Origin of the sequence: Streptomyces sp. NPDC056347 (assembly GCF_042262625.1) — a bacterium.
In the GTDB taxonomy this organism is placed as follows: Bacteria; Actinomycetota; Actinomycetes; order Streptomycetales; family Streptomycetaceae; genus Streptomyces.
The window spans coordinates 24,276-39,582 of the sequence record NZ_JBHJQP010000065.1 but is presented as its reverse complement, the minus strand read 5'-3'; the positions used below and the strand labels follow the sequence as shown (position 1 = coordinate 39,582).

Sequence of the window (15,307 nt, the reverse complement as noted above, 5' to 3'; positions counted from 1 at the left end):
CCTCAAACAGTACACCCCGGGGAACATCGGATACAGACCGTCCCCAGCCAGCAGAAAGCCCCGCCGGAACAGCACTCCGGACGGGGCTTTCTTGTTGCGTATCCGCTGGTCAGCGGGGGTCTAGCATGTGCTGTGCGTCCTCGCGTGAGGGGCCGACGTTGCACCAGGGGGCGCAGTCAGGGCAGGCCACGCGGACGAACGGGGGGCCGCTTGCACGCTCTACCGTGCCAACGGTGACGGGGGCTTCCGTATCCCTGCCGCACTTGCAGCAAACGCGAGCGTGGACCTTCATGCCGATACCCCCGCACCAGCGAACGCGGACGCGGGGAACGGTGCACCCTCGTACGCATAGGGGTAGTCCCACCCGTCTGCCGCAGCTTCCACCGCGCGCCACCGCTCCGGTATGGCGGACAGGTCTAGCGTCCGCTCGGCCTCGCGCTCTGCTTCCCGGGCGAGCAGCCACGGGCCTACGCGGTGGAACCACGGGGACGGAATCGAGCGGGCGAGGACGTGCACGGGAATCGGTGTGGTGGGGCCGCAGATGACGTGGGGCGGGTTCGCCGGCTCGGTGGCGTGCGGGGGGACGGCTCGGCGTCTTCCTTGGGCGGGGAACAGCAGTCGCAGTGCCCACAGCAGCGCACGGGCGATAGAGTCACGCATGTCGTTTCAGCTCCCTAAAGCTGTTTCGGCGAGCCCCGATGGACCGGCCCTAATCGGTCTCTCGGGGCACTTTCGTGTTCGGGGAATCACGCTAGGCCAACCTGTATAGGTCCGTCTAGTCATGTTCAACCCTGTCTAGCTTGCCGGGAGCGTTTGGCACGTTGTCTACGCTTCTACCTATGGCAGCGCGCGAGATCGATCCCCGGGCCCCGGAGCCCCCTTACCGGCAGATCGCTGCGGACTTGGCCGCGGAGATTAAGCGAGGCGAGTTGGTTCCTGGTCGTCCGCTCCCGTCCGAGAAAGAGCTAACGGAGCGGTACGGAGTCGCGCGCAATACGGCACGGTCGGCACTCGCAGTGCTTCGGGAACGCGGACTGATTTACACCGTGACGGGGCGTGGCTCGTATGTGGTCGAGCCGGCGAGCAAGGACGACTAGGAAGCGTCGTCGGGGGTGTCAGGGCCCCAGACTCGTTGCACCTCTTGCCGGGCACGCTCGGCCAGCAGTACGCCGAGCGGGTCAGTCACCTGCCATGAGTGGGCGTCGGGGTGCTCGGTGTAGAACATGCACCCCTGCCCCCGCGTGACGGACTCGCTGTGGGTGGTTGCGGGGCACGGGGGCAGCTCGGCGAACCGGTACGTGCGGTGGCTTCCGGTACCGGTCCAGAACAGCCACAGGTCCCGTTCGGCGGGTACTTCGGCGGTCCAGAGCTGTGCGGCGTGCTCGTGCTGGTCGTCGTGCTCGCCGAGTTCGCATAACAGGTGATCGTCAAGGACAAGCGCGTCCGGGGGGTTGCCGGGCCCCCCTTCCATGGTGGTCAGCGCAACGAGTGCGTCTATCTCGGGTATCGCGGTGTAGGCGGTGCACTGCAACACGTCGGGGCTTCCTTGAGGAAGGGAAGGGGAAGCCCCGCCCGCAAAGGGGCGAGCGGGGCAGACAAGAGGGCGCGTCGGGTCTATGCGCCGAGAGCAGCGCGGACGGCGGACAGGCCGGGGACGTCCTCGGGCAGCGCGTCCATGAACAGTTCGTCCACGGGTTCCCCGAGCCAGAACCCCGCCTTGCGGAGCCTGCCGGACTCGTGGAATCCCGCCTTCTTGTACGCGGCGATTCCGGCCTGGTTGGGCTCAAGCACCTTGAGCCAGACCATCCGCAGCGCAGCCACGTGGAACGCCCAGTCAAGGGTTAGCCGTGTGGACTCGGTGGCGTGACCCTTGCCCCGTTCGTCCGGGGCGAGCACGATCACGAATTCCGCGGTTCGGGCGTGCGGATTGACTTCCAGAATCGTCATGCCCACGGGGCGGTTGTCCGCGAGCCGGACGACCTCGAACTGTTGGAAGCGCTGGTTGCCTCGCTGGCGTTCGTACCCCGCCGCGCGAACTTCCCACGCCTGCGCCCACTGGTTCCCATAGCCCGTGATCGTGGCGGGGTCGTTCTCCCACTTGTGGTACTCGGGCAGCATGTCCGCGCGGGGCATGGCGAGGGCGAGGGTTTTCCCGCTCAACAGGATGTGCGGTTCACTCACGGTCGTACTCCTCTGTCGGCCCGTGCCGATCCGGGCCCGTCTGGTGTGTAGGTGGGGGTGTAGAGAGCGGTGTCCGCCGGTTCCTCGACCGGAGCCCCGTCCGGACCCGCTATCCAGGCGTGCAGCCGTACGGGGTCGAGTGCTACTCCGTGGCGCCACTCGGCGCGGAGCTGAGCGACCCTTAGAACGACTGCGGCAGCCGTCGAGTCCTCCAGGCACGCCCAGCGCATCGGCAAGAGCTGTGCGGCCCAGCGAACGGCGCGAACAGCGTAACGAGCCTGTGAGTCGGTAGCCGGGGGCAACGCGCGCCCCGAGCACGCGAGGCGGACGAACCGCGAGAACCCCTTCCGCCTACGGCTGACGGCCCCCACGGTGGCGGTGGCGAGGACGACCGGCACGGCGATGACCCGCCAGCGAAGCGGGATGGGCGCCGGCTCCGGGAGGACGGCCGACTGTTCGACAGTTCCCCACGACAGACCGGCGCCGGGCAGCGTGACGACCGTTGCACCCATGCCCGCGGCAGCGTCGAACGTGGGGCGTAACTCGGTCTGTCCGGTGTCGTAGTCGATGAGCACGCACGCATGTGCGGCGCGGGCAACGACCGTATTGGCTCGGCTCACAGGGCACCCGCCGGAGTTGTTTCGGCGTGCTTCCATTCGGTCCCAGGGGATCGCTCGACCGCCTCTAGCCATGCTTCGGCCGAAAGGACTGCCAGCAGTGGCGGCCAGACCGTTTGCGCGCCGAGGGCCGCCGCATGGATGGCGGCTTGCAGGGGCCCGGGGGTGATGATGCCTTCGGCAGCTAGACGGCCGTCCGCCAGTGCGAGCACCCGCCGCAGATTGAGCCGTAGGCCGTGGTGGAAGTCGCTAGCGAACATCCCTTTGGAAGCGCGCTTGCGGTGGGCGTCGGGCAGCAGATCGGCGAACGAGTCGGCAAGCAGCGGCTTGTATCGCCTCGCGGAGTACCGCTGTTCGGCGGGTGACGAGATCACCGCGTCCACAACGGCCGCGTCGAAGTAGGGGTTCGCCAGTGCTACACCGAGCGTGTCCGCGAGCTGGATTTCCGAGTTGGCGGGGCGTGCGGCGTTGCGGAGGGACGCGGCGAACACCGTGCGCGCAGTCATTCCCACCGAAGGATTCAAGTCGGGGGCGGAGACTGCGAGCCACGGAGGCCGAGGGCGTGCCGTACGGCCGATGTGCCCAGCGTTGCCCCGCAGTGCAGCAGCGATCAGTGGGCGCGGATTCTGGCGACGCAGCCGCGCCCACTCCATTGCGTCCCCGAGCATCCGCAACCAGTGCCCTTGTCGCACAAGGCTCGCAAGGTGAGTAGGCGAGGACAGGAATAGCGCGTCTCCGCCGTCGCCGGTCAGATGGCAGCCGGAACCAGTCGCAGCGATCACCCGGAGTTGCTCCGAGAACATCGCCCATGTGGCGGTGGACGTGGCCGGCTCGTCGGTGGCGGGCAACGGCACGTCGCTCGGAGCGAACGGCAAATGTCTGACGCCGAGCGGGAAGAACTTCCGTTCCAGACCGGGAATGTTCAGCGCCCGTGCGTACTCCACGTCCCCGCCGCGCGTCGCCCCCTCGGGGTGGAGCGTCATGCCAGTGACCGGGCCGTACTGCGCCGCCAGTAGGGCGACCGTGGTGGAGTCCATCCCCGCAAGGTCGGTGGTGGCGGATGTTCCCTCGACCCGCACGCGGACCCCCTCGGCGAGTGCGTGTCTGAGCGTCCGCGAGACTTCTTCGGGAGCACGCCGCACGGGTTTCCACCACGGTGACAAGCCCGTTCTTCTGGGGGCCAGACTCAGCAAGTGTCCGGGGGGTACAGGCTTCACGCCCGCCCACGCGCTACGACCCGGCGCGGGCGTGAACTTGTCGCGCAAGTAGCTGCCCAGCCACTCGACATCCACTCTCGCGCCGGTCAGTGGCGACAGTGCGCGTGCGCTGGATGCCCACACCACACCACAGGGAGTGTCCACCAGGTACAAGGGGGACGCGCTTGCGGCATCGGCGAGGACTTCAACAAAGCCCCCGTCAACCGTGCGTACCACTGTGTACGAGCCTGCCCACGAGCCCGCAGCCAAGGGCAGATCGGGGGCCGCCAGCGCTCGGGCGAGTTCGTGTTCCGACGCGGAGCACGGACCGAGGACAGCAATCCGAGCGTTGCCGAGTTCTAGCGTCCGTACATGTGCCGGATTCCAGTCTCCGCAGACCCACAGAGCCGGATCACGCCACAGCAGCCGCGCGCCTACTGGGGTTGCGGCGGGCGGGCTGCCTGGTGCGCAACCTCCGTACCACCGCGCGTTATGCTCTCTCATCTATCCACCTGAACGATCAGTAGGAACCGAAGCGGCCCCCGGCGGGAGCAATCCCAGCGGGGGCCGCAACTGCGTCATCAGTCGTACGGGTGCGCCTTCGACTCCGTACCGGTCTGGTCGCTGCCCCGCGTCAGTGCGGCAGCGTTGCCGAGAACGATGACCGTCGGCACGGCGAGGACGTCAGCGTCCAGTTCCGTGCTCGCCGTGGGGTACTCCTTCGGCTCCATGTGTTGTTCCTCCTCTCCAACATGCGATGGGACAGAAATCCCCCTGCCGGGCAGGAATGCCCACCCTTGCGGGCAGGGGAAGACTTGATCAGGGCTTCGCACCCTGTGGGGGCATTCCGGGGCTACTCGTGACCGCCGCAGCGGACCGGTCCCGGCGGGGGATCTCCCACCTGTCGAGCTGAACCGCGAGCCACTTTTCCCCCACGTTCCCGAAGGAACGAGACAGGGACGCGGCGGACTCTCCACCCTTGTACCGCTCGATTACCTCGGCACGAGCGGCGGTGAACTTCTCTCGGACTTCCGCGAGTTCGGCGCGGGAACGCTTGGGCATCGGGCGCTACTCCAGTGTTCGTGTTCGTTGGTGGTGGGCCCGCCCTGGTCGTCGGGGGGAACCGGGAACACGACCAGGGCGGGAGTTTGAGGGCTACCGGAACAGCCGTGCTCGCGGTGCCTTGTGTCGGGGGCCCGTCCGGCGCTGCGGCAGTTCCTCGGCGGTGACGGTCCGCACGGGTGCAGAACCGCGAGCCTGTGCAACGATCCGTTCGTGAAGCTGTGCGATGCACTGGCCGCAGAAGTACAGGTCCGCGACAACGTGCCCCGTCGTCTGCGCAGGGCCGAGCCACAGCACCCGGGCCCGCTCCTGCCCGCACCAACCCCAGCACGGGCCCCACGTCCAGCCGTTTCCGTCGTCGGTTCTCGCCGGCTCGGGGACGCCCGTCACGTCGGGATGCAGGATGCCGGACGGCAGGGCAACGGTCACGGGTCGAGCCGGATGGACCGGCGCATCCCGTTCTCCTCGCTGACGCGCTCCCGAAGGGTGGCCATCAGCGGGGAGTCCTCGCCCGAACCGATCGGCTCGGCGTCGGCCTGGTCGGTGCCCTGGTACTTGTCCTCGGCCTGGTTGCCGCGGTGGGGGTGCGTCTCGATGATTCCGCTGTACCGCTGTATCCCGCCCTCGTTGCCACGGATGCGGGACGCCGAGCGCCCACGGTCAGCAGCGGCGCAGATACGGCACCCGGGGTGCGCAACCGGTTCGAGCGCGGGTTTGGCGGGCGTCCTGGCGCTCGTCATCACTTCAGGCATGGGGAGGTACCTCAGTTCCGTGGGTTGCGGAGTCGCAAGCGGTACGACACCTAGAGTGACCCCCCGGCGGTACGCTCACCAGGTCTGACGTGTTTCCAAAGCATTTGGAAAGGTGAGGAGTTGAACGGATGACCGAACAACCGACAGGCCCCGGGAACGGATTGGAGTGGTTCGGGAACGAGCTGGACGCAGCCCTTAGACACTCGGGGAAGACAGGGGCGGCCCTCGCCGCGTTCACGGGCTACAAGCCCCCGTACGTGAGCAAGGTCAAGAACGGGCAAGCGCTCCCGTCGCCCGAGTTCGCCGAGGGGTGTGACCGATTCTTCAACACGTCCGGCTACTTCGCCCGGTTGCTGGTTAGGGTGAGCGAGCGCGGGCACCCCGGTTGGTTCGTGCCGTACGTCAACCTGGAAAAGCTCGCCAGCCGGATTGAGGACTACTCCAACAGTCTGATTATGGGCGTGCTACAGACGTGGGAGTACGCGGAGGCCACATTCCGGGCGACCTTCCCGTACGAGACAGACGACCAGATCAAGACCAGAGTGGAAGCCCGACTAGCCCGGCGTGAGGTCTTGGCGAGGGAGAACCCGCCTCTGTTGTGGGTGATCCTCCACGAGACAACATTGCGCACGCTCGTTGGCAGCCGGGCCGTCATGGCTGACCAGCTTCGCCAGCTTTCCGCAGACGCAGAAAACCCCCACGTCACGCTTCAAGTTCTCCGCTCCCTGACGGGTGCCCCAGCGTCCGGTACACCCTTTACGCTGCTTACGACAGACGACGGGGCAACAGTCCTGTACACAGAAGCCATGGGGCAGGGGCACGTGACCGACTCGGCGCAAATGGTGAGTCACGGACGTGCGTCCTTCGAGCGTCTGCGGGCATCTGCGCGCGACCCCGAAGAGTCCGTGGCGCTGATTCGTGAGATCGCGGAGGAGTACGACAGATGAGCAGTACGCACGGCCCCCGACCGGACCAGTGGGTCAAGAGCACATACAGCGACGGAAACGGCGGCCAGTGCATTGAGTGGGCCCCCGAACATGCTGCCGCAACCGGTGACTACCTTGTTCGTGACAGTAAGGACCCCGAGGGCCCCCACCTCTCGTTGACCGCCAACCAGTGGGCGGGTCTGGTCGCGTTCGCCAGGAAGAACGGCTGACGCACCCGAGCCGACCACGCGCAGCAGCACCGGGCCCCGCCTCTCTCATTGGAGCGGCGGGGCTCACTTGCGTTACGCGGCAAGTCCGAAGCTACGGAACGCGCTGATCGCAAGCAGCGCGGGCGGCCCCAGCTCGGGCGTGCGGTCGGTCAGGTACGCGCCCCGCTTCCCGGGAACCTCGTGCACGCTGACCCCGTATCGGTCGGTGATCCGATGCCGGACGAGCACCGCGGCAAGCTTCTGCACCTCGGCCCATGCTTCCCCTTTGTCCTCGCGCCCGAGGACGAACGTACGGGCCGCCATCACGCGGCCAGCAGCAGCGTTGCGGCGGGCTCGTGCTGCCCGTAGGCGCACGCTGTCCATGGCTCGTCCCACTGGACCCATAGCCCGGTCTCCGCGCTTCTCACCCACTCCACAGAGCCGGCGAGCCCTTCCGTGGCTCGGTCCCGGGCCAGCAGCCGGAACCAACGGTGTTCCGCCGCAGCCCGCAGGAGCCGCGCCACTATTCCCCCGTGCGCATCAAGCGTGATCCGGAGATCTTCGCAAGACCTGATGCGTGTTTCCCCCAGCACACCAGGCAGCTCGGGACACTGCCCCCATATCCCCCCATCCGCGCCCCCGTGGGCGGGCACGATCACAGTTGTCTGTACTCGAAACTCCTTGCTGTGCGTAACCATGCGACTGACAGTAGTACACCTGTTCGGTTTCCGGAAGGGCAGGTTCAGGGGTGGTGCAGGTCACCCATATGCCCCCCAGTGGTTCATACCTATCAGGGGTCAGGTCCCGGTATCTAGCGGATTAGGGCTGGAAACCGACCGTGCGGAATTCTTTGTACGATTCAACAAATTGTTGATGGACACGACAAAACGGCCCCCCGCCGAAGCGGAGGGCCGTCACGTTGAGTAATCTAAGAGGGCTTGTTGGCGCCGCTTGATGTGAACTCCCGTTCACGCGGCGGGAGTCGACGCTGCGTCGCATCCCGACCTACGGAGAGTAGTAGCGCAGCGTCGCCGGCTCGGCGTACGACGGTCGCGACCGTGCGGCCCTCGGCGTCCCGAACGTGAAGATCCACCAGGACGCCGCGCCGCGTGATCTCGACAGTCCCGCCGTCGTGGGTCGGCAGGGTCACCACGCCTGTGCCCCCGCCCGGTACAGCTCGGAGAAACGTTTCTGCCCCTTAGTGCGCGCCTGCTGGACCTGGTAGGCGGTGGCGCCCAGCTCGGCGCCCAACTCGGCGTCGTCGGCACCAGGGACGTACTGCGGGACCGGCGAGATTCCGTGTGCAGCCTTGAGTACATGACGCTGCCGCTCGCTCAACAGGCCCAAGCTGCGGTGGACTTGCTCGCGGATCACGCGGCGTCGGTGGCTCGCGATGTCGGCGGAGTCCACCAGGTCCGCGGGCACGTTCATTTCTCGCGCAATCGCGTCCCCGAGTGTGTAGCTGTCGCCGAACTGCCCCGCGTTATACGGGCGGTCGAGCGAGTCAAGGCCGAGCCAGGACAGCCGCGCCGCGTAGGCAAGGTCCGGCGACAGCTTTTCGCCTTCCATTTCTTCTGAGGCGGCGATGCGCTCGGCGTCGTACGGGTCGCCGGCTGCGAGGGAGAGTGCTTGTTCAAACCGCTTTGCGGTGTAGACGCTGACCCCGGGGCGGGTGGCCTCGCGTCGGGTGTCCGCCATTGCCCGGGTAATGCTTCGGTCAATGTGGGCCATGAACTGTGAGGGCTCGTCACCCGCGAACGCCCCGAGGGATTCCCATACGGCTATTCGTCCGACCTGTGCAAGGTCGTCCATCAGGTCCCTGTCTATCTGCCCGTTATTCGTGGCGAACCTGTGTGTGCGGGCTATTACGAGTTCTTCCGTTTCCCGAATGACCGACGATATCGCGTCCAGGTCGTTGTTTTTGGCGTCGGCAATCTGGGTGTGCGTGAGGCGAATCAAGGGACACCGTTCCGAGTGGGAGTTGTTGGCCCATATAGGGACCGAGGGATTCCCGGAACGGCGCGATAGAGCCCAGAAAGGGCCCTAGACCGCTTAGCCAATGCGCATGGATAAGGGCATGAAAAAGCCCCGTCCCGGGTGGTGCAGGACGGGGCTTGCGCATTGCCGTATCGCTGCTGCATTCAAGGTTTCGCTTGAATGCAGGGGTGCGGCAAAGGTGTTACTACGGACCTATATGGACAACAGGGGTGTACTTCCGAGTTCGTGACCCAAGCCGAGACTTTTTGACTACGCCGAGTAGCAGGCGCGGCAGCGCATCATCCCTGAGGATGATTGGAATGGTGTGGATCGCTACCTGAGAACGAGTATTGGGTGCTTCCGGTAACTCATCCGTGACTCTGGAGAGGGCAACCGTGGGGGCCGCTCGCGGGTCTTACTAAGCCTTCCTTTTGGCTACAGACGGTGTATGCATCCCGGCAAAAGAGCCGACGCTGTGTTACTAGAAATCGGCTCCGTACAGGCTGCCCCACGACCGCCCGCCGATTTCCGCGTCTGCCTCGATGGGCACGCCGTACAGGGTCCAGGTCATGCAGCGTTTGAACTCGCGGGCAATCTCCTCGGCCTCCTTCGCGGGGGCCGACGCCAACAGCTCATCGTGAATAGGCAGGCGGCAGTATTCGAGCAGTCCGGCGGACTCGACATTCAGCATGGCCTGTCCGAGCACATCGCGGGCAACGCTTTGGCAGGCGTAATTGACCACGGCGTAACTGCGGTCCCGGTCGAGAGGAAGCCTGCGGCCGGTAGCCGAGACAAAGACCATGCCGTTTTGGTAAGCCTCGCGCTGCCACCGTGCCGACGCCCGCTTGATCTCCGGAAAGGCTCGGTCGTATGCGGCGACCGCTTGCGCAATCTCGGCCTCGGTGGCTCCGGTCTGCCGGGCAATCGTGCGGATGCCGCCGCCGTAAACCTTTCCGAACCCCGCCCCCTTGAAGACCTTCCGGTCTTTCGTGGTGGCCTGGTTGCCCTTGATGAGCCTCGCGGTATAGGCGTGGATATCGAATTTCTCGCCACCGCTTAGGAATCCTTCTTTCATCCTGCGGACGTTGGCGAGGGCGGCGAGGACCCGCATTTCAATTGCCTGAAAGTCGGTGGAGATCATGACGTGTCCGGGCTCGGCAAGGATCGCGCGCCGGATCACGTGGTCCGAACTCGGGAGCTGGTGCAGCCCGTCCGTCACGGACATGCGGCCCGTGCGTGCCGCGAGGGGCGCTATCACCGCGTGCAGCCGTCCCGCGGCGTCGAGCTTGGTCATGAACCGCTCGGCGTAGGACGTGCCCCACTTCGCGGCCCTCTTGGCCCGAAGTACCGCGTACGCAAGGGGATTTGGCTCACGGGCCCCGATGCGCTGCCAGTCCCGGTCAAGGTCCGCGAGGGGCAGCAACACCGCCTTGTCCACCTTGAGGGCGCCCGCGTCGGTCCGCTCGGTCAGCGTCTCGCCCATGGCCCCGAGGGCTTCCGCCACCTGTGCGGGGCTGCCGACAGAGGTCACTCCGTACCGAGCTGCCACCGCGCCGAACCGTTCGGCCTCCTCGGCGAGCCGGCGGGCGAGCGGGGCCGCGTAGTCCTGGTCCACCAGCAGCCCGCGACGCTGCATGACCGCGCAGAGCCGAGCTAGCTCGTGCTCGTACGCCACCAGCTCGGGACGGACGCCGACGCGCACCAGCTCGGCGCGGAGCGCGGGGGCGAGTCGGGCCGTGAGAATCACATCGAGACCCGCGTACAGCAGATACGTTGGGTGCGTGAGCGGGATTCCCGCCCACCCGGTTTCTTTGGTGAGTCCAAGCGAGCGAAAAACCCTTGTAAGCCCGCCCTGAGTGTCCGGGGCTGCCGGGTCCACCCACTTTGCCGATAGTGGCTTGAGCGCGGTTCCTGCCCCGCCCTCGGAGGGCTGCCGCGGGTCGATAAGTGCCGCGAGAATGCGGGTATCTGTCGTCCACGGCGTCAGGTCTTCCATGGGAATTCCGGCGCACTGCCCGAGGACAAGCCAGTCATAGGACGCGTTGTGAATCAGGAGTTCTCGGCAGCGCAAGAGCGCGTCACGGGCGTATGACTCGTGATATCCGCCCCGCTCGTACAGGATCACCCACGCATCGTGCGCATCGCCGAATTGCACCGTGCGCAGACGAAACGACGGACTGAATACCTCTAGGCCCGTGGTTTCGGTATCAATGGCGATGGGGCCCCGCTCGCGTGCCCGGTAAAGCCACTCCCAGAACTTGTTTAGATCCTCGGTGGTCTCGGGCACGTGAACAGTGACGGTCTCGCCGGCTATCTCGTGCCGTAGCTCGATCATGCTTCCCCCTGAAAGCAAAAAAAAAGGGGGCCGCCCACCTGGTCAAGGTAAACGGCCCCGCATGTGTATCGACTAACTGCCGAAGATCCCCGGGCCGGTCTGTTCGGGGCTCTCGTCGGCAAGGCGCAGACCACCGAGGGAAATACCCTTGTTGGTGCGCTTCTTGGTGGCTCCGCGTTCCTCCATGGCGGAATAGAACGCCTGCCGGGTCCAGCGTTCACGGCCCGGAAGATTCTCAGCCTCGCACCATTCCAAATACGTGTTAAAGGCGTCGTTTCCGCTCATGGTCACCGCGTCGTCGACCCATTCCAGAACGCCCGGCAGGAAGCCCGCGAGCGGGTCCGAGGTCTCTCGGTACTCCTGCGACGCACCTGTGATGACCTGCGGGTCTCGCAGTCCCTCGCGGTACCAGGACACCGCCCCGCGCACCGCCCATGCGGCGATTCCCTCGGCCTCGGCAAGCAACTTCCTGTCTAGTGCGGGGTCGCGTTCCTCGGGAGCAAACCACCGTGTGAAAGGCAGCAGCTTGACCCGTCGCCAAAGCCCCTCGTCCTGGCTCTTAAACTTGGGCTTGTGGTTCGTCGCCAACAGCAACAGGAACGACGGTCGGAACTCGAAGAATTCCTGACGCAAGAACCTTGCCGAGATCATGTCCTTACCGGTGACCCGCTTAAGGATTGATTCCGACATGGGCTTTCCGCTCTCGCCCTCGGATGCCATGACGAGCCGGGCGCCACGCAATGCCGCAATATCGTTGGGGATACCGCCGCTCTTGCGTTCCTCGAATGTGCTAAACGGAGTCGTCCGGGAAATTGCCCGGAAAACGGAAGTCAGCGTGTCCACGAGAACGCTTTTGCCGTTGGCGCCCTTGCCCCAGAGAACACTAAATGCCTGTTCCGTGGTGTGGCCTGTGATGCCGTACCCGACCATGCGCTGTATGTACGCGGGCATGTCCGGCATCCCGGGAAAGATTTCCTCTAGGAATGTCTCCCACCGTGGACACGTTGCGTTCGGGTTGTAGTCGATATCAAGCGCGTACGTCAGTAGGTCGGCCTGGTCGTGCGGGCACAAAAGGCCCGTGCGCAGATCGACCGTGCCGTTGCGGAAGTTCAGCAAGTCGGGACGGTCGTCAAAATCGGTGGCGCCGATGCTGACGTTAGGGACAGAACAAAGCTCGGTCAGCAGCGCGTCAATGCGACTGGTCATGGTGAAACCACGGGCCAACTGATTCTGACCCGCGAGCACCAGGGCGGCCCCCATGCGGTGGATTTCCTGCCTCACCCGCATGTCTGAGCGGACCCAAATCCGTCCGTCCCACGTATAGAACCCGAGCCCCGCCGCATAGCGGATGCGCCCGTTGTTGAACGCGACCAGGGCATGAGCGTTCATGGCGTCGCTCTCGCCGTACTGCCCCACCAGGTCCGACAGGATGCGTGCGGCCTCGCTGCCCTGGTCCCGGGACACCGAGTCGGCCCCCGTCCGGTTCGCCAACTCTGTTGCTCGGGCGGCGTCTTGAACCTCTGCGGTGTCCCGCGCGGGTCGGGCCGCCTTGACCGCGCGGTGCAGCTCGGCAGGGAACGCGGCGGGGTCGCGTGCCCGCCAGTCGGTCAGGTCGTCGCCCTGGTGGGGAATGTCGAGCACGTACGCGGTGACCCCGTGGGCGGTCAACCCCTCGGCGAGACGCTGCGAAAACCCGTTGCCCGCACGGTCGTTGTCGCCGCAGATGATGACGAGCTGTCCGCGCAGACCCTCGGCGAGTTCGGCAACCAGCTCGGGCGAGCCAGCGAGCGAGGCACCGCGGACCACCACCGCGTCATAGCCCACGGCAACAGCCGTCAGACCGTCCCCGGGGCCCTCGGTGACCAGGACCGTGCCATATCCGCCCTGCCCGCGCATGACCCCGTACGGGGCCCATCGGAACCCGCGCGGGTTCATCAGGGACACCCACCGCCCCGGACAGTCGCCGGTCAGGTCCCGCCCCTGTAGCCCGCGGGTCGTCCCGTCGAACCCGTACAGAGGGACGGTCAGCCGTGCGTAAGAGCGGTAGGCCCGGGACAGGTGCGGAAACCCCTCGCCCTGGTGCCCGTCGTCCACGCCGAGCCCGAGTTCCGCGGCGGTCTCCAGGTCGAGCCCGAACCGCTTCGCGAGGTAGTCCCGGGCCCGCCCGGACCACTCGGCCGCGTAGTCGCCGAGGGCGAGCGAGGCACGGTCCACGTACGCCGCGAGTGCGGCAGTCTGCGCGACGGGGACGATCTGCGGGCGTCCCGCTGCGACCATGGCCCCCGGGCCGGTTACGTCGAACAGGTCGGACCAGGAGAGGCGTACCGCGCTGATCACGTCGGCCGTGTCACAGCCGGCCCGACACGTCAGCCGGGCCTTTCCGTCCTCGCCCCTCCATAGACGCAGCGAGGGCCGCGAATCGGAGTGTGCGGGGCACAGCGCCGAGTAACCGCCGTCTGCCTCGCTGGATACCTGGTCGAACCGCCCCAGCAGATCAGCGAACAGCACGTGACACCGCCCGCACGTCGTGCACCAGCTCGGCGAACCGTTCAACGTCGGTCGTCAGGTACCAGCGGCCGGAGTCGAGCCCTCGCACGGTGGCGGTGAACCCGTACCGCTCGGCCATGACGCGGGAGGGCAGCCCGAGGGCTGTACGTGTCCGGGTCCACGTACGTACGTCAAAATGCACACGTCCCGAGCGCACGCCGAGCCCGCGCACCTTGTGCACTACGACCCCGTACGGGAAGCCCGCGTTCACGGCTTCCACATGGGCTTGCCGGAGCCACGTCGGAACTGCTGGGCTCTTCACGTCCTTGCATTCCAGAATGAACGGCACGGCGTGCACGTCGCCGATATCCCGTGCCCCTTCCTGCGCCGGTCTGCGGACGTTCATTCCGTCGAACGGGTCGAGAAACACCCCGTCGTCGTCCACGAGCCCGAGGAACGCGTTAAGGAAGTTCCGGACCGCGCTTTCCCAAGCAGTCCCACGGGTCTTGTTGGGGTTAGCCATGGTCGGCCCCCTGGTGGATCACGCATCCGCGTGCCATGGCGTGGGCCGCAGCAGCGAGATACCGAATCCAGTCGGGCCGGTTCTTCCACCCTGGTACTAGGAACAGGTCGTCCCCGGTGCCGAGTTCGCGCACGTCGCCAATCGGCGGGGCGTTCTCGGCACTGATTTTGTAGATCATTCATCCCCCCATGCGGAAGGGCTGGACACACCGCGCGGGTACGTCCAGCCCTTTCGGTCGTCCGTGTTACTGGTCTCGCTCGCCCGTGGCGTCGGGCAGAATCAGCCGGACGTGTTCGGCGGAAATCCACTCGGAGCGCAGAGAGCGCCGCTTAGTGAACCCGGACTCAATTCCGGTCGGCCGTACGAGCAGCATCGGCCGGAGCCGTCCGCCCTCTATGCGGGTCGTGACTCGTCGTACGAGCGCGTCCGCGAGCCGTACCCGGTTCCCCTGTCGTGCGGCATAGGCGACCAGGTCCCCCGGATACAGTTCCTCGCCGGCGTAGTCCGTGATTACGCCTCTCTTCCCCATGTGTACCCCTAGGAATATCGCTGTGCGTCAGCAGGTGTCGGAATGCCGCGTAAGCCTGCGGCGGGCACACTCCATTGCCAATGGCTTTGAGTTGTTCGCGGCGGTTGAGTCCGGGGACGGTGGTCACCCATCCGGGGATTCCCATAAGCCACTCGGCGAACGCGGCTGTAACGCGCACTCCGCCGCGCGGACCCTTTTCGGTCGGGGCGGGTGCAGGGTGGCCGGTCAGTTCTTCCCATCGGCGGATTGCGGGCAGGAACTCGCCCCACCATGCGGAAGGAGAATGACGAACGTCCGCAGGTTCATTCCACCTGTCCGTTTCGGGGAATTCCCCGGGCCTCCCGTCGCGTCGGAGGCGGTTGGAGTAGGGCAGTAGGTAGCAGGCTTCATCGGCGAGGGTGGCAGCGTGCGGATGCCGATTGCCCGGCCCCCCCCCCCCCCCCGCCGGGGGCCCCCCCCCCCCTCCGGGCGGCGACCACGACGAGCACGACGAGGTGCGCGAAGAAGGTGGTC

General features: G+C 66.2%; 14 protein-coding genes. 3 read left to right on the top strand and 11 right to left on the bottom strand.

Going from position 1 to position 15,307, the window contains the following annotated elements:
• Positions 1–839 precede the first annotated feature (839 nt).
• On the top strand, positions 840–1,097 hold the full coding sequence (locus tag ACFCV8_RS17310) for a GntR family transcriptional regulator (protein ID WP_376686190.1): 258 nt from the start codon (positions 840–842) through the stop codon (positions 1,095–1,097).
• Here the strand turns inward: ACFCV8_RS17310 and ACFCV8_RS17305 are convergent.
• The 6 genes from ACFCV8_RS17305 to ACFCV8_RS17280 all read right to left on the bottom strand — a co-directional run bounded on the left by ACFCV8_RS17305 (position 1,094) and on the right by ACFCV8_RS17280 (position 5,808).
• The gene (locus ACFCV8_RS17305) at positions 1,094–1,534 is read right to left on the bottom strand and encodes a hypothetical protein (protein WP_376686189.1); all 441 of its coding nucleotides are present in this window, start codon (positions 1,532–1,534) and stop codon (positions 1,094–1,096) included. The two genes, ACFCV8_RS17310 and ACFCV8_RS17305, sit on opposite strands and share 4 nt — an antisense overlap.
• 80 nt (positions 1,535–1,614) lie before the next feature.
• Complete coding sequence (locus tag ACFCV8_RS17300; RefSeq protein ID WP_376686188.1) at positions 1,615–2,181, bottom strand: GNAT family N-acetyltransferase; 567 nt, start codon at positions 2,179–2,181, stop codon at positions 1,615–1,617.
• Positions 2,178–2,693: a lasso peptide biosynthesis B2 protein gene (locus ACFCV8_RS17295; RefSeq protein WP_376686193.1), complete on the bottom strand. Its 516-nt coding sequence runs from the start codon at positions 2,691–2,693 to the stop codon at positions 2,178–2,180. Before ACFCV8_RS17295 ends, ACFCV8_RS17300 begins: the two co-directional genes overlap by 4 nt.
• 104 nt (positions 2,694–2,797) lie before the next feature.
• Positions 2,798–4,498, bottom strand: coding sequence for an albusnodin/ikarugamycin family macrolactam cyclase (locus ACFCV8_RS17290; RefSeq protein WP_376686187.1), 1,701 nt, complete (start codon positions 4,496–4,498; stop codon positions 2,798–2,800).
• Between the two features lie 77 nt (positions 4,499–4,575).
• On the bottom strand, positions 4,576–4,725 hold the full coding sequence (locus ACFCV8_RS17285; RefSeq protein WP_376686186.1) for a hypothetical protein: 150 nt from the start codon (positions 4,723–4,725) through the stop codon (positions 4,576–4,578).
• A 756-nt stretch (positions 4,726–5,481) separates the two neighbouring features.
• Positions 5,482–5,808 (bottom strand): hypothetical protein, encoded by a 327-nt coding sequence (locus tag ACFCV8_RS17280; RefSeq protein ID WP_376686185.1) that lies wholly within the window; start codon positions 5,806–5,808, stop codon positions 5,482–5,484.
• 128 nt (positions 5,809–5,936) lie between these two features.
• Between ACFCV8_RS17280 and ACFCV8_RS17275 the strand changes: the two genes are divergently transcribed.
• Both ACFCV8_RS17275 and ACFCV8_RS17270 read left to right on the top strand, forming a co-directional pair.
• Positions 5,937–6,755 (top strand): helix-turn-helix domain-containing protein, encoded by an 819-nt coding sequence (locus ACFCV8_RS17275; protein ID WP_376686184.1) that lies wholly within the window; start codon positions 5,937–5,939, stop codon positions 6,753–6,755.
• Positions 6,752–6,964: a DUF397 domain-containing protein gene (locus tag ACFCV8_RS17270; protein ID WP_376686183.1), complete on the top strand. Its 213-nt coding sequence runs from the start codon at positions 6,752–6,754 to the stop codon at positions 6,962–6,964. The genes ACFCV8_RS17275 and ACFCV8_RS17270 overlap by 4 nt, the downstream gene beginning before the upstream one ends.
• A gap of 72 nt (positions 6,965–7,036) precedes the next feature.
• Here the strand turns inward: ACFCV8_RS17270 and ACFCV8_RS17265 are convergent, their stop codons facing one another.
• The 5 genes from ACFCV8_RS17265 to ACFCV8_RS17245 all read right to left on the bottom strand — a co-directional run bounded on the left by ACFCV8_RS17265 (position 7,037) and on the right by ACFCV8_RS17245 (position 14,265).
• Complete coding sequence (locus tag ACFCV8_RS17265) at positions 7,037–7,327, bottom strand: hypothetical protein (RefSeq protein ID WP_376686182.1); 291 nt, start codon at positions 7,325–7,327, stop codon at positions 7,037–7,039.
• Positions 7,328–8,089: 762 nt separating this feature from the next.
• Positions 8,090–8,902 (bottom strand): hypothetical protein, encoded by an 813-nt coding sequence (locus ACFCV8_RS17260; protein WP_376686181.1) that lies wholly within the window; start codon positions 8,900–8,902, stop codon positions 8,090–8,092.
• 499 nt (positions 8,903–9,401) lie between these two features.
• The gene (locus ACFCV8_RS17255; protein WP_376686180.1) at positions 9,402–11,255 is read right to left on the bottom strand and encodes a DNA polymerase; all 1,854 of its coding nucleotides are present in this window, start codon (positions 11,253–11,255) and stop codon (positions 9,402–9,404) included.
• Positions 11,256–11,327: 72 nt separating this feature from the next.
• The gene (locus ACFCV8_RS17250; protein ID WP_376686179.1) at positions 11,328–13,763 is read right to left on the bottom strand and encodes a phage/plasmid primase, P4 family; all 2,436 of its coding nucleotides are present in this window, start codon (positions 13,761–13,763) and stop codon (positions 11,328–11,330) included.
• Positions 13,750–14,265: a hypothetical protein gene (locus ACFCV8_RS17245; RefSeq protein ID WP_376686178.1), complete on the bottom strand. Its 516-nt coding sequence runs from the start codon at positions 14,263–14,265 to the stop codon at positions 13,750–13,752. The genes ACFCV8_RS17250 and ACFCV8_RS17245 overlap by 14 nt, the downstream gene beginning before the upstream one ends.
• Between the last annotated feature and the right edge of the window lie 1,042 nt (positions 14,266–15,307).